Below are 14,948 nucleotides of genomic sequence, written 5' to 3' on the forward strand. Positions count from 1 at the left end.
TTTTAGCAAAATATAGATTCGAAGTGGTGGTCCGTCGGAGCCATCAGTAGGATAGGCCACCGCCAAAGACCGGTTAAGACCGGCTTCCTTTGCATTGCCGAACCAGGAAAACCCTAATGGACCGCGTGCGAAATCTTCTGGAACAGATCCAGAATCGCCTTGAAGAATTGAACAAGGCGGAACGTAAAGTCGCCGAAGTCATCCTGCTCAACCCACAGCAGGCGACCCGCTTCAGTATTGCTGCCCTCGCCCAGGCCGCTTCGGTCAGCGAGCCGACGGTCAACCGTTTCTGCCGCTCGTTCGGCGTCAGCGGCTACCCCGAACTCAAGCTGCAACTGGCCCAGAGCCTGGCCAGCGGCGCAGCCTACGTCAGCCGCGCGGTGGAAGCCGACGACAACCCCGAAGCCTACACCCAGAAAATCTTCGGCAGCGCCATCGCCTCCCTGGACAGCGCCTGCCAGGCCCTGGACCCGAACCTGATCAGCCGCGCCGTCGACCTGCTGATCCAGGCCCGGCAGATCCACTTCTTCGGCCTCGGCGCCTCGGCCCCGGTGGCCCTCGATGCCCAGCACAAGTTCTTCCGCTTCAACCTGGCGGTGACCGCCCATGCCGATGTGCTGATGCAGCGGATGATCGCCTCGGTGGCGCACACTGGCGAGCTGTTCGTGATCATCTCCTACACCGGACGCACCCGCGAACTGGTGGAAGTGGCGCGCATCGCCCGGGAAAACGGCGCCTCGGTACTCGGCCTGACCGCCGCCGGCTCGCCACTGGCCAAGGCCAGCACCCTGAGCCTGAACATCCCGCTGCCGGAAGACACCGACATCTACATGCCGATGACCTCGCGGATCATCCAGCTCACCGTGCTCGACGTCCTCGCCACCGGCATGACCCTGCGCCGCGGCGTGGACTTCCAGCCGCACCTGCGCAAGATCAAGGAAAGCCTCAACGCCAGCCGCTATCCGGTGGGCGACGAGTACAACTGAGTTTCGCCTGGCCGCTCCGGCCTCATCGTGGGGCGCTCCTACAGAAACGCATCGAACTGTAGGAGCGAGGCTTGCCCGCGATGACGGCAGCAGCCACACCGCCAACCCGCCACTACGCCCCCGCTCGCGCCTGCAGGCTCAGATGCGCCCGCTCCCCCGGCGCCAGGCACAGGCTGTCGGTGCCGCCCGCCGCCGCCTCGACGCAGACGAACCCGGACACCTCGTTCCAGCTCACCCCCAGCAGTGGCCGGCTGCCCGGATGCCAGACCACGGTGTCGGCGGTGTCGCCGGTGTCGATGCGCAATTCGCGCTGCCAGGCGTGATCCTTGAGCTGCAATTCGCCCTCGTGCTGGAACACCCGCTGGCAGCCGCCGTCAACCCGTAGCTCGCCTGTTTGCCGGCACGCCTGGCGGCTCAACTGGTCGTAACCCTCGGCACCATCAAGCCCAGACAGCGCTACCTCACCGACGTCACCAATACGCCAGTAGGCGTGCAAAGCCTGGCTCAGCTGGCACGGCAGGCTGTCCTGGTGCTCGGTGCTCAGGCGCAGGTCCAGGCTTTCGCCCAGGTGCGCGTGCAGGTCGACCTGCCAGTCACACAGCTGCAACTGCCAGTGCAGGTACACGCCCTCGTCATCGCTGCGGCTGTCGAGCAGCTTCCAGTCGATCAGCCGGGCCCAGCCATGGGACGGCCAGGCGTTTTCGCTCGGGTGACGGCCGTACCAGGGCCAGCACACCGGCACCCCGCCACGGATCGCCCCGACCTGCGGCCACTTCGCCGCGCACCACAGCCAGGGCTTCTGTCCGGTCGGCTGAAAGTGCAGGAGCTGCGCGCCCTGGCGACTGAACACCGCCTGGCACAGTGGATGGTCGATCACCAGCACATCGCGCATCTGATAGCGCTCCCAGGCGAAGGTCGGGCGCTCGCGCAAGGATTTGAAAAAGCGTTGCAGCGGATGCTCATGCATGGGCCACGGTCCTGAAGATCATTGCTGTCCTGATATTCATCATTGATGCGCAAGCTCCTGTAGCCGCTGCCGCAGGCTGCGATAAGGCCGCAGGCCTTTAGCGATCTTGAGAACGCTACGGCCGTTCCGGCCGATCGCAGCCTGCGCAGCGGCTACAGGGGGCGAATTGTCCCGCAAAAAAAAGCGGATAGCCTGGGCCATCCGCAAAAATGCGCACATAGAGGAGGAGCTTATCGCAACAGCGTTAGAACACCGACTGAATTTTCAGGCCGGCCACCAGGGCGTTGTCGACTTCATCCACACCGCCTGGATGGGTGATGTACTGCAGGTTGGGACGCACGGTCAGCCAGTTGGTGACATGGAAGCCGTAGTTGATTTCGTAGTTGTACTCAGTCTCACGGATCGGCGAGAACAGCGGATCGTCGTAGTTGCTGACGCCGTTGGTGTCATTGAGCAACTGGGCGTTTTTCTTCACGTCGTCGTTGACATGGATACGGGCGAAACCAATGCCGACGTCATCCTTCGGACGTGCGTCGAACGGGCCCTTGTACACCAGCATCAGCGACTGGTAGTTGTCGATGAAGTTGGTGTCCTTGTCGTGGAACGTGGCGTTGGCCGCGATATTCAGACCGCGGGTCGCATCGCCGTTGTGGGTGGTGAGTTGCTGCTGCCCGACGAACCAGTAGCCGTGCTTGCTGCTGTGCACGCGATAGCTGTCGCCGGTGACCGCGGCGTCCTGGCCATTGACGTCCTCGCGCACGTCGCTGGCATCGGCCGTGCTCTTGTAGTAGCCGACGCGGTATTCGCCCGGCAGGTTGTTGACCTTCGGCGACCAGACCAGCTCGACCGGCAGGACGGTGCCCTTGGTACCGCTGCCGCTGAGCTTGAAGCCGTTGCCGTGTTCCAGTTGCGACGGGTTCTGGTTGTACGCGCCGATCTGCGCGTACAGCTCAGGGGTGATGTGGTACTTCACCCGCAGTGCCGCCTGGCTGACCGGCCAGTTGTACCAGATGTTGGTTGCCCAGTTGCCCACCTGGGAGCCGCAGAACGCCAGGTTCTGGAAGTCGCAGGGGAAGGTGTTGAAGTCTTCGCCTTCGCCGAAGTAACCGGCCTTGACGTCGAGCTTGCCGTCGAGGAACTGGTGCTGGATCCACAGTTGGGTCAGACGCACCATGTGGCCACGGCCGTAGACTTCCTGGGAGGAGCTCAGGGTGCCGGCACGCGGGTCGCCGATACGGTCGTTGGAGATGTTCTGGCCGTTACGGTTGGTCAGCTGGATCTTCGCCTGGGTGTTGTCCCAGCCCCAGAGTTTTTCCAGGTCCAGCGCCACGCCCAGGCCAAACTGGTCGCTGTAGCGTCCGGTCTTGTCGTCATTGTAGCCGCCGTGCAGGTTGGCGCCCATTTCGCCAACGTAATCGGCCTTGATGTCGATCCCTTTCTCGAGCAGCTTGGTCCGCTCGCCACCCCAGTCGCCGGTCATCCATTTCGAATCGGCGCTGAACGCTTCGTCAGCGTGCGCGCTACCGGCCAGGGTCATTGCCGCAATCGCTGACAACTGGCAGATCAAGCGTGCATTGGTGCTCTTGTTTTTCATCCCTACATCCTCGTCTTTATTGTTATTAACTGTTTTTCTCTAACGCGGTTTACACCTGATGCGACGGATGACAGGCCATCCGCCGCGCATTCGGTATGTCCTTGCTCCAATAACGCGGGCTTCAACGCCCCTTGAACTGCGCCACGTTGCTGGCATGGGCTTCGGCCTGCGCAGGGGCCGCAACACCCAGGCGCTCGCCACTCTTGGCATCGAACAGCAGAACCTTGGCCGGATCGAATTGCAGGGTCAGGGTTTCGCCGACCTGCGGCGCCACATCCGGCGCCAGGCGGCAGCAGACCTTGGTGCCGTTGAGGTTGACGAACACCAGGGTGTCGGGACCGGTCGGCTCGGTGACCTGGACCTCGGCGCGCAAGGTCGGCAGGCCGTTGCCCTCGCCGTTCGCCAGGCCGATCTGCTCCGGACGGATGCCGAGTATCACTTCACGGTCTTCCAGGCCGGCGTCCTGCATGCCCAAAGGCAGCTCGCAACGGGCCTGGCCGCTGTCCAGCAGGGCCAGCAGGCGGCCGTCCTTGCGCTGCAGGCGCAGGGGGATGAAATTCATCGGCGGCGAGCCGATGAAGCTGGCCACGAACAGGTTGGCCGGGTCGTTGTAGATCTGTTTCGGAGTACCGAACTGCTGGATGATGCCGTCCTTCATCACCGCCACCTTGTCGCCCAGGGTCATGGCTTCGATCTGGTCGTGGGTGACATAGACCGTGGTGGTTTTCAGGCGCTGGTGCATCAGTTTCATTTCGGTGCGCATCTCGACCCGCAGCTTGGCATCGAGGTTGGACAGCGGTTCGTCGAACAGGTAGATCTTCGGCCGCCGCGCCAGGGCCCGGCCCATGGCCACGCGCTGTTGCTGGCCGCCGGACAGCTGGCCGGGCTTACGGCTGAGCAGGTGTTCGATCTGCAGCAGCTTGGCCACCCGCGCCACTTCCTCGTCGATCTCGGCGGCCGGCATCTTGCGGATCTTCAGGCCGAAGGCGATGTTGTCGCGCACGCTCATGGTCGGGTACAGCGCGTAGGACTGGAACACCATGGCGATGTCGCGGTCCTTCGGGCTCATGCCGCTGATGTCGGCGTCGTCCACCAGGATCGCCCCACCGCTGATGTTTTCCAGGCCGGCGATGCAGTTCATCAGGGTGGATTTACCGCAGCCCGAGGGCCCCACGAGAATCAGGAACTCACCGTCATCGATCTTCAGTTCGATGTTCTTCAGGGTGTCCGGCAAGCCGCTGCCATAGGTCTTGTTGACGTTGCGTAATTCGAGAGTTGCCATCTTTTACCCCTTGACCGCGCCGGACGTCAGCCCACGCAGGAAATACTTGCCAGCGAATATGTAGACCAGCAGTGTCGGCAGCCCGGCGATCATCGCCGCCGCCATATCAACGTTGTATTCCTTGGTCCCGGTGCTGGTGTTGACCAGGTTGTTCAAGGCCACGGTGATCGGTTGCGCATCGCCGCTGGCGAACACCACGCCGAACAGGAAATCGTTCCAGATCTGGGTGAACTGCCAGATCAGGCAGACCATGACGATCGGCACCGACATCGGCAGCAGGATCTTGCCGAAGATGGTGAAGAAGCCCGCGCCGTCCAGGCGCGCGGCCTTGACCAGGGCATCCGGAATGCTCACGTAGTAGTTGCGGAAGAACAACGTGGTGAACGCCAGCCCGTAGACCACGTGCACCAGCACCAGGCCGCTGGTGGTGTTGGCCAGGCCGAACTTGCCGAGGGTGAAGGACGCCGGCAGCAGCACGGTCTGGAACGGCAGGAAGCAACCGAACAGCAGCAGGCCGAAGAACAGCTGCGAACCGCGGAAGCGCCACATCGACAGCACGTAGCCGTTCATGGCACCGACGAAAGTCGAGATGATCACCGCCGGCACGGTGATCTTCACCGAGTTCCAAAAGTAGCCACCCACGGTGTCCCAGGCCTTGATCCAGCCGATGCCGTCGATCACGGCCGGCCAGCTCAGCAGGTTGCCGGTGCGGATGTCTTCCGGGGTCTTGAAGCTGGTGAGCAGCATCACCACCAGCGGTACCAGGTACACCGCCGCGGCCAGCAGCAGGGTGGCGTAGATGGCGATGCGGCTGAAGTTCAGCGCAGGTTTTCCGAGCTGGTTAGTCATGGCGTTTGCCTCGCAGTTCGGAGTACAGGTACGGCACCAGGATGGTCAGCACGGCGCCCAGCATCAGCATGGCGCTGGCCGAACCTATGCCCATCTGCCCACGGCTGAAGGTGAAGGAATACATGAACATCGCCGGCAGGTCGGACGAGTAGCCAGGGCCACCGGCGGTCATCGCCGCCACCAGGTCGAAGCTCTTGATCGCGATGTGCGCGAGGATCATGAAGGCGCTGAAGAACACCGGGCGCAGGCTCGGCAGGACAATCTTCAGGTAGATGGTCGGCAGGCTCGCGCCATCGACCTGGGCGGCGCGGATGATCGACTGGTCGACGCCGCGCAAGCCGGCGAGGAACATCGCCATGACAAAGCCGGAGGCCTGCCACACAGCGGCGATCACCAGGCAGTACACCACGCGATCCTGATCCACCAGCCAGTCCAGGCGAAAGCCTTCCCAGCCCCAGTCACGCAGCATCTTGTCCAGGCCCAGGCCGGGGTTGAGCAGCCATTTCCAGGCGGTGCCGGTGACGATCATCGACAGCGCCATCGGGTACAGGTAGACGGTGCGGATAAAGCCTTCCCTGCGGATGCGCTGGTCCAGCAGCACCGCCAGGAACACGCCGAGCACCAGGCTGATGCCGATGAACATGCCGCCGAACAGCGCCAGGTTCTTGCTCGCCACCCACCAGCGGTCGTTGTCCATCAGGCGCATGTATTGCTGCAGGCCGACCCACTTGTAGCTCGGCATGAAGCTGGAATTGGTGAAGGACAGAATGAACGTCCAGATGATGTAACCGTAAAAACCGACCAGGACGATCAGCATGCTTGGCGCCAGGACCAACTTGGGGAGCCAGCGCTGCAGCGCGTCGAACGGTGAGGCTTTGCTGAAAACCGCCACAGAGCTCATCGGGATAATCCAATTGAAGAAGTGAGGTCCGACACGCCCTCTGTAGGAGCGAGCTTGCTCGCGATAGCGATCCGACTGCCGACACCTCTGTCGAATGTCATGCAGTCATCGCGAGCAAGCTCGCTCCTACAGGGGAAAGAGCCGTCAGATAAATCGCCGCAGGCAGACCTGCGGCATTCGGAGTTACTGAGCAGCCTTGACGGCTGACGCCAGCTGCGCACTGGCCTTGGCCGGGTCCGCGTCCTTGTCGTTCATGAAGTTGGTCACCACATCGAAGATCGCACCCTGCACGGCCAGGGAGGTGGCCATGTTGTGCGCCATGCTCGGTTGCAGGCCGCCGGTCTTGTCGTCGGCCAGGAAGTCCTTGGCCGCCGCCTGGGCGCAGGAGTCGAAGCCTTGCGCGGCCATGTCGTTGAGCATGTCGGTGCGCACCGGGATCGAACCCTTGTTGATGCTGAAGACCTTCTGGAAGTCCTTGCCCAGGGCGACCTTGGCCAGGTCCTGCTGCGCGGCGATATCGCCTTTGCGATCGGCCTTGAGCTTGAACACCGCCAGGGAGTCGATGTTGTAGGTGAAGGCTTTGTCGGTGCCCGGGAAGGCCACGCACTGGTAGTCCTTGCCGGCGACTTTCTTCGCCGCGGTCCACTCGCTCTTGGCCCAGTCGCCCATCATCTGCATGCCGGCCTTGCCATTGATGACGTCAGCGGCAGCGATGTTCCAGTCACGCCCGGCGCGGTTCGGGTCCATGTAGCCGGTGACTTTCTTCAGCTCGGTGAAGGCCTTGGTCATCTCCGGGCCGGCGAGGGTCTTCTGGTCCAGGTCGACCAGGGCTTTCTTGTAGCCATCGGCGCCCATGACCGAGAGCACCACATCTTCGAACACGGTGCTGTCCTGCCATGGCTGGCCGCCATGGGCCAGGGCGATGAAGCCGGCGGCCTTGAGCTTGTCGCCGGCGGCATAGAATTCTTCGAGAGTGGTCGGGGCCTTGTCGATCCCGGCCTTCTTGAAGACTTCCGGGTTGATCCACAGCCAGTTGACGCGGTGGATGTTCACCGGCACCGCGACATAGTCACCTTCGTACTTCACGGTGTCGGAGACTTTCTTGGAAAGCAGGCCATCCCAGTTTTCCGACTTGGCCACGTCTTTCAGCGCGTCGGTGCTGAGCAGGCCGGTGCTGCCCCACTCCTGGATGTCCGGGCCCTTGATCTGGGCAACGCCCGGCGGGTTGCCGGAAACGGCGCGGCTTTTCAGCACGGTCATGGCCGTGGCACCGCCACCGCCAGCGACTGCGCCGTCTTTCCAGGTGAAACCGTCTTTTTCGACTTGGGCCTTGAGCACATCGACCGCCGCTTTTTCACCGCCGGAAGTCCACCAATGGACGACTTCCACGGAGCCTTTGGCATCGGCGGCAACGGAAACGAGAGGGAATGCACTGAGGGGAAACAACGAGGCAACGGAAATGACAGCAGCTAGACGAGAAATCGCATTCATCTGAGGTGTACCTTTCTTGTTGTTATGCATGCAAGTCTGGTGCTTGCGCTGCATAGGATTCTAAACAGGGGACCCACCCGCGCAGGTAACGAAGGGATGCGCGAATGTCACCACATGGTTACACAATGCCCAGTCTAGACACTTCGGCCAAGGCCGATGCCATGCTCGGCGCCAGGGGCAGGCGCGGAATCAGCACCGCCTGCCAGGCGTGATACAGGTCCGGCTTGCCGGCCCAGATCTCGGCGCTGGGCCTGTTGCTGCTATCCAGCTCGTGATGCCAGCTGCCGTGCAGCGGGTCGATGAAATGCTCGGCAGTGAACTCCCAGAAACGCCGATACCAGGTTTCGTACTGCGCCTCCCCGGTGCGTTGCAGCAAGGCACTGGCCGCCGCCGCGGCCTCGGCGTGGGTCCAGTGCAGGCGCTGGCGCACCACGGGGCGCTGCTGCCAGTCCAGGGTGTAGACGATGCCCGGCGCGCCATCGACGTCCCAGGCGTCACGGCAGGCATTCTCGAAGAGTTTCTGGGCATCCAGCAGCAGCCAGCCGGGGCTGAGCATGCCGGCCTGGCAGCGCGCGGCTTCCAGGTGCAGCAGCAGGCGGGCCCATTCGAAGGCGTGCCCGGGGGTGGTGCCATAGGGGCGGAAACCGTCGGCCGGATGCTCCTGGTTGTAATCCGGCAGCGGCTGCCACTGCCGGTCGAAATGCTCGACCACCCGGTAATCGCCGGCGGCGGCATGCTCATGGATGACCCGCTCGACAATGTGCAGGGCGCGGTTGAGCCAGCGCGAGTCCTGGGTGACATCGGCCAGGGCGAGGAACGCCTCGGTGGCGTGCATGTTGCTGTTGGCGCCGCGATAGGCCTCCTCGCCGCTCCAGTCGCGGTTGAAGGACTCGCGCATCGCGCCCTCCTCCTCGCTCCAGAAATGCGTTTCGATGACCCGGATCGCCTCCGCCAGCAAGGCCTCGGCGCCGGGGCGCGCGGCCACCACCGCGGAACTCGCCGCCAGGGCGACGAAGGCATGCAGGTAGGCGGCCTTGCCGCTATTGCCGTCGCGCTGTCCGGGGCTGGCAAACCAGCCGCCGTACTGGCCATCGTGCAGCGCACCGTTGAGCGCGGCGATGCCGTGGTCCACCAGCGCGGCGTAGCCGGGAATGCCCTGGATATGGGCCATGGCGAAACTGTGGGTCATGCGCGCGGTGTTCATGGTGCCGGCGCGGGCATCGCTCGGCAGGCGCCCGCGCTCGTCCAGGTCGCCGAAGCCTTCGGGCAGCCGTGCCGCGCGGGCGAACCCCAGCAGGCGCTGGCCTTCGGCGGCCAGCCATTGATGATGGGCAGGAGCGTTCAGCCAGCTGCTGAACGTCAGTGGAATACTGTTCATGGCGAACCTGTTGTTGTTCTTATCAAGGCCTTGAGTCTAAACAACGGGTTCGCGCGGGCAGGTAACGAAGGTCACAGGAAATGTCACCAAGCCGTGACAAAACCCCTGTAGCCGCTGCCGCAGGCTGCGCTCGAGACCGCAGGGCTCGCAAAACCGGCGCCTCGGTCATACGACCAAGCGCGGCATAAAGTTTTACGACCGCTACGCGGCCGGGCGCAGGCTTCGCCAGCGGCTACAAGGGCATCAATCCATGGAGCGCGGCAGGTACAGGGTCACGCGCAAACCGCCTTCGCGCAGGTTCTGCAGGCTCACCTCGCCGCCATGGCTGTGGGCGATGTTGCGCGCGATGCCCAGGCCCAGGCCGTAGCCCTGCTGCTGGCCGGACAGGCGAAAGTGCGGCTCGAACACCTGCTCCAGGCGCTGCTCCGGCACGCCCGGGCCTTCGTCGTCGACATGCAGGATGAACGCATTGGCATCGTCGTCGATGTGCAGGTGGGCGTTCTGCCCGTACTTCAGCGCGTTGTCGATCAGGTTGCCCATGCAGCGCTTGAGCGCCAGGGGCTTGCCCGGATAAGGCGCCAGCGCCCGCCCCTGCTGGGTCACGCGGCCGTTGCCGTTGGGCGCCAGGTAAGGCTCCACCAGGCAGTCGAGCACCTGGTTGAGGTCCACCGGCTCGATGTTCTCGTGGATATCGGTGTCCTTGACGCATTGCAGCGCGCCCTTGACCAGCAACTCCAGCTCATCCAGGTCGCGGCCGAACTTGGTTTGCAACTGCTCGTCCTCCAGCAGTTCGACCCGCAGCCGCAGCCGGGTGATGGGCGTGCGCAGGTCGTGGGAAATCGCACTGAACAACTGGCTGCGTTCGGTCAGGTAACGGCTGATGCGCTCGCGCATGGCATTGAAGGCCCGGCCGACCTCCACCACTTCGCTGCCGCCGCCTTCGGCCACCGGCTGCACATCGGCGCCCAGGGACATGTCCCGCGCGGCCCGCGCCAGGCGCTTGAGCGGCCGGCTCTGCCAATGCACCAGCAGGCCGATGAACAGCAGCAGGAAACCGCTGGTGAGCACGATGAACCACACCTGCTGCGCCGGCAGCCCCTGCTCTTCGAGGCTGGTATAGGGCTCGGGCAACAGCGATGCGATGTACAGCCACTCGCCCGGCGCCATCTGGATCTGGGTGACCAGCACCGGCGGATTCACCGGTTCCAGGGTCAGGGCGTAATGGGCCCAGGAACGCGGCAACTCATCGAGTTTCAGGCCGCCGTTGAAAATCCGCAGGTCCTCGGGGCTGACGAAGGTCACCGAGATGTAGGCGTCGTTGCCCAGGGACTGGCGCAGCACTTCCTCCACCGCCTTGAGCACCGCCTGCTTGCGTGGCGTGATGGGCAACACTTCCATGCCCAGCGGCTTGTCGTTGAGGGTCACGACAAAACGGGTGCCGCCCATGCTGCGCAACTGGTCGAGCACCAGCGGCCGGTACGCCACCGGCAGCGAGCGAAAGTAGCTGACGCTGGCGGTCATCGAATGGGCCAGGCTGCGGGCGCTGGTGACCAGGCCTTCGAGCTGGGTGGCGCGCAATTGCGACACCCAGATCACGCTGGACAAGGTTTGCGCGAACAACACCGCCAGCAGCGTCAGCAGCAACATCCGGCCCAGCAGCGAACGCGGCACCGGCACCCGCGCCAGCAACTTGCGCGGCCACTCAGTGAGCATTGCCGGCAACCACATTGGCTGCCAACTGGTAACCGCTGCCGCGCACGGTGCGGATCAGCCGCGGCGGTTTCTCGGTGTCGCGCAGGCGTTGGCGCAGGCGGCTGACCGCCATGTCGACGATGCGGTCCAGGGGCATCAGCTCACGGCCGCGGGTGGCATTGCCGATGGTGTCGCGGTCGAGGATTTCCTGGGGGTGGTCGAGGAACAGCTTGAGCAGGGCGAAGTCGGCGCCGGAGAGGATCACTTCCTCGCCGTCGTTGTGGAACAGCCGGTGGCTGACCATGTCCAGGCGCCATTCGTCGAAGCACAGCACCTCGCCGCCGGCGCGCTCCTGGCCGAACTGCGCACGGCGCAACAGGGCCTTGATCCGCGCCTGCAATTCCCGGGGGCTGAAGGGCTTGCCCAGGTAATCGTCGGCACCCAGCTCCAGGCCGATCACCCGGTCGGCTTCATCGGAGCTGGCGGTGAGCATGATGATCGGCACCTGGCCGACCCGCGGATGCTGGCGAATCCAGCGGCACAGGCTGAAGCCGTCTTCGTCCGGCAGCATCACGTCGAGAATCACCAGGTCGCTCGGCGCCTCGTTCAGCGCCTGGCGAAAACCGGCGCCGTTGGGCGTGCTGCGGACCTGGAAGCCGGCGCGACTGAGGTAGGTCTCCAGCAGCTCGCGTATTTCCTGATCGTCATCAACCAACAAGATCGACTTACTGACTGAACTCACGCGGGCCGTCCTTTGTTGTTATGGATGGGGCCGGATTATGCCTTACCGATCAACGAAACGTAGATACCAAGACGCTGTAGCCGCTGCCGAGCCCGCGAGGCTGCGATCGACCTGGGCGGCATTCCGACGAAGCGGGCGCAGGGATTTAAAGATCGCTGAAGGCCTTCGGCCTTATCGCAGCCTCGCAGGCTCGGCAGCGGCTACCGATGTAGTGCACTGGATCAGGCGAACGCCTGCTCCAGCGCTACCCCGGCACCGGTCAGGCCCGAGTACGGCGCCGTCACCAGCCACACCGGAATGCCCTTGAAGTAATCGCTCATACAGCCCTTGTCGGCAAAACAACGGGCGAAACCGCTTTCGACGAAAAAGTCGGCGAACCGCGGGATCACCCCGCCGACGATGTACACACCACCGCGCGCACCGATGGTCAGCACGTTGTTGCCCGCCACCCGGCCCAGCCAGCAGCAGAACTGCTCGAGCACTTCCAGGGCGATGGGGTCGCCGGCCAGGCCCGCGGCGGTGATGGCTTCCGGGGTGTCGAGCAGCGGCTCATGCCCGTCCACCGCGCAGATCGCCCGGTACACCCGGGGCAAGCCGCCGCCGCTGAGCGCGGTCTCGGCGCTGACGTGGCCGATCTCGCTGTAGATGTGCTGCCACAACTGGGTTTCCCGCGGGCTGCTCAACGGCAGGTCGACATGCCCGCCCTCGCCCGGCAAGGCGGCCCAGCGGCCTTCGCCCAGATCCAGCAGGGTGCCGACGCCCAGGCCGGTGCCCGGCCCGATCACCACCGCCGGGCGCAACGGCTCGGCGGTGCCTTCGCAAACCACCCGGAACTCGCCGGGCTGCAGGCGGGTCATGCCCAGGGCCATGGCCGAGAAGTCATTGACCAGCAGCAGCTCATCGACCTGCAAGGTCTGGCAGAAGGCCTTGCGGCTCAGGCGCCAATGGTTGTTGGTAAAACGAAATTCGTCGCCGCCGACCGGGCCGGCCACCGACAGGCACACCGCGCCGATCGCACCCGGCGCCAGGCCGAGGCCGCCCAGGTAGACGCCGATGGCTTCTTCCGGGCTGGCGTGGTCCGCCGTCGCCAGCACCTGGATCGACTCCAGGCGCTGGTCTTTCCACAACGCAAAACGCGCATTGGTTCCACCAATGTCACCGACCAGCGCTAACTTCACTTAAGGTTCTCCAGGGCAGAGGTAAAGGCGCTGGCGCCCTGCTCCGCCGAGCTGAAGGCCATGCGCATGAAACCGAACAATTCGCGGCCGCTGCCGACGTTGTTGCCCAGCAGGCCCTTGGCCGGCTCGCGGGCGGCGAATTCGTCGGCGTCTACCTTAAGCTCCAGCGTGCCCTTTACGCCATCCACGCGAATGATGTCGCCGTCGCGTACTCGCGCCAGCGCGCCGCCGACCTGGGCTTCCGGGCTGACGTGGATCGCCGCCGGGATCTTGCCCGAGGCCCCGGACATGCGCCCGTCGGTGACCAGCGCGACCTTGAAGCCGCGGTCCTGCAACACGCCGAGGAACGGCGTCATCTTGTGCAGTTCCGGCATGCCGTTGGAGCGCGGGCCCTGAAAGCGCATCACCGCCACGAAGTCTTTTTCCAGCTCGCCGGCCTTGAACGCATCGGCCAGGTCCTGCTGGTCCTGGAACACCACCGCCGGCGCTTCGACGATCTGGTGCTGCAACGCCACGGCGGAAACTTTCATCACCCCGCGACCGAGGTTGCCTTCCATCACCCGCAGGCCGCCTTCCGGCGAGAACGCGCGGGCCACCGGGCGCAGGATGTTTTCGTCGAGGCTTTCGATCGGGCCGTCGCGCCACACCAGCTTGCCGTTGTCCAGGAACGGCTCCTGGGTGTAGCGGCTCAGGCCACGACCGGCCACGGTATTGACGTCTTCGTGGAGCAGGCCGGCTTCCAGCAGTTCGCGGATCAGGAACGCCATGCCGCCCGCGGCCTGGAAGTGGTTGATGTCGGCCTTGCCGTTCGGATAGACGTGGGACAGGGTCGGCACCACCTCGGAGAGGTCGGCCATGTCCTGCCAGGTCAGCTGGATGCCCGCGGCCTGGGCAATCGCCGGCATGTGCAGGGTGTGGTTGGTCGAACCGCCGGTGGCGTGCAGGGCGACGATGGAGTTGACCAGCGAACGCTCGTCGACGATCTCGCCGATCGGCGTGAAGTTGCCGCTCTGCGCGGTCAGGCGGGTGACCTGCTGCGCCGCCTCATGGGTCAGGGCGTCGCGCAGTGGCGTGTAAGGGTTGACGAAGGACGCGCCCGGCAAGTGCAGGCCCATGACTTCCATCAGCAGCTGGTTGGTGTTGGCGGTGCCGTAGAAGGTGCAGGTGCCCGGGCTGTGGTAGGACTTCATCTCCGATTCCAGCAGCTCTTCGCGGGTCGCCTTGCCCTCGGCGTAACGCTGGCGCACGTCGGCCTTTTCCTTGTTGGAAATGCCCGACGGCATCGGCCCGCCCGGGACGAAGATGGTCGGCAGATGGCCGAAGCGCAGCGCGCCCATCATCAGGCCCGGGACGATCTTGTCGCAGATGCCGAGCATCAGCGCGGCGTCGAACATGTTGTGGGACAAGGCCACCGCGGTGGACAGCGCGATCACCTCGCGGCTCGGCAGGCTCAGCTCCATGCCGGCCTCGCCCTGGGTCACGCCATCGCACATGGCGGGGGTGCCGCCGGCGAACTGGCCGACCGAGCCCATCTCGCGCAGGGCCTTCTTGATCTGTTCGGGAAAGTGCTCGTACGGCTGGTGCGCCGAGAGCATGTCGTTATATGACGAAACAATTGCCACGTTGGCGGCATTCATCATGCGCAGGCTGTGCTTGTCTTCCGAGCCGCAGCCGGCAACGCCGTGGGCGAAGTTCGCACACTGCAGCTTGCCCCGTTGCGGGCCATCGCTGGCGGCGCCGCGGATCAGGGCGAGGTAAGCCTCGCGAGTGGCGCGACTGCGGGCGACAAGCCGTTCGGTGACCTCAAGAACGCGGGGATGCATGTGTAGAACTCCAGGCTAACGGATGTGGCGACCTGTTTGTCTATGCTGGTCAAAACGCCCGCGGC

Annotated in this window: 12 protein-coding genes; 1 reads left to right on the forward strand and 11 read right to left on the reverse strand. The window is 64.4% G+C overall.

Annotation, left to right across the window (positions count from 1 at the left end; translation table 11 throughout):
* Positions 1-125: 125 nt before the first annotated feature.
* Entirely contained in the window at positions 126-986 is an 861-nt protein-coding gene (locus AC07VU_RS13890; RefSeq protein WP_169914959.1) for a MurR/RpiR family transcriptional regulator, read from the forward strand.
* A 112-nt stretch (positions 987-1,098) separates the two neighbouring features.
* On the opposite strand, the gene AC07VU_RS13895 is transcribed toward AC07VU_RS13890, so the two are convergent.
* From AC07VU_RS13895 to edd, 11 genes are all read right to left on the reverse strand, one after another.
* Positions 1,099-1,953: a D-hexose-6-phosphate mutarotase gene (locus AC07VU_RS13895; protein WP_007921951.1), complete on the reverse strand. Its 855-nt coding sequence runs from the start codon at positions 1,951-1,953 to the stop codon at positions 1,099-1,101.
* A gap of 244 nt (positions 1,954-2,197) precedes the next feature.
* Positions 2,198-3,547, reverse strand: coding sequence for a carbohydrate porin (locus AC07VU_RS13900; RefSeq protein ID WP_150052646.1), 1,350 nt, complete (start codon positions 3,545-3,547; stop codon positions 2,198-2,200).
* A 121-nt stretch (positions 3,548-3,668) separates the two neighbouring features.
* Positions 3,669-4,829, reverse strand: coding sequence for an ABC transporter ATP-binding protein (locus tag AC07VU_RS13905; RefSeq protein WP_053262357.1), 1,161 nt, complete (start codon positions 4,827-4,829; stop codon positions 3,669-3,671).
* A gap of 3 nt (positions 4,830-4,832) precedes the next feature.
* Positions 4,833-5,678: a carbohydrate ABC transporter permease gene (locus tag AC07VU_RS13910; RefSeq protein WP_007926331.1), complete on the reverse strand. Its 846-nt coding sequence runs from the start codon at positions 5,676-5,678 to the stop codon at positions 4,833-4,835.
* Positions 5,671-6,579: a carbohydrate ABC transporter permease gene (locus tag AC07VU_RS13915; protein WP_007926330.1), complete on the reverse strand. Its 909-nt coding sequence runs from the start codon at positions 6,577-6,579 to the stop codon at positions 5,671-5,673. The genes AC07VU_RS13910 and AC07VU_RS13915 overlap by 8 nt, the downstream gene beginning before the upstream one ends.
* A 183-nt stretch (positions 6,580-6,762) precedes the next feature.
* Positions 6,763-8,070 carry an ABC transporter substrate-binding protein gene (locus AC07VU_RS13920; protein ID WP_007926323.1) on the reverse strand — a complete coding sequence of 436 codons (1,308 nt, stop codon included), beginning with the start codon at positions 8,068-8,070 and terminating at the stop codon, positions 6,763-6,765.
* 118 nt (positions 8,071-8,188) lie between these two features.
* A complete protein-coding gene (locus AC07VU_RS13925; protein WP_495030041.1) occupies positions 8,189-9,448 on the reverse strand; it encodes a D-mannose isomerase in 1,260 nt (419 codons plus the stop codon).
* Positions 9,449-9,691: 243 nt separating this feature from the next.
* Positions 9,692-11,119: an ATP-binding protein gene (locus tag AC07VU_RS13930; RefSeq protein WP_202949040.1), complete on the reverse strand. Its 1,428-nt coding sequence runs from the start codon at positions 11,117-11,119 to the stop codon at positions 9,692-9,694.
* 31 nt (positions 11,120-11,150) lie between these two features.
* The gene (locus AC07VU_RS13935; protein WP_007926317.1) at positions 11,151-11,882 is read right to left on the reverse strand and encodes a response regulator; all 732 of its coding nucleotides are present in this window, start codon (positions 11,880-11,882) and stop codon (positions 11,151-11,153) included.
* Positions 11,883-12,103: 221 nt separating this feature from the next.
* Positions 12,104-13,060: a glucokinase gene (locus AC07VU_RS13940; RefSeq protein WP_495030042.1), complete on the reverse strand. Its 957-nt coding sequence runs from the start codon at positions 13,058-13,060 to the stop codon at positions 12,104-12,106.
* Positions 13,057-14,883 (reverse strand): phosphogluconate dehydratase, encoded by a 1,827-nt coding sequence (gene edd / locus AC07VU_RS13945; protein ID WP_087090301.1) that lies wholly within the window; start codon positions 14,881-14,883, stop codon positions 13,057-13,059. Before edd ends, AC07VU_RS13940 begins: the two co-directional genes overlap by 4 nt.
* Between the last annotated feature and the right edge of the window lie 65 nt (positions 14,884-14,948).

The organism is Pseudomonas sp. GW821-FHT02B10 (assembly GCF_059421865.1).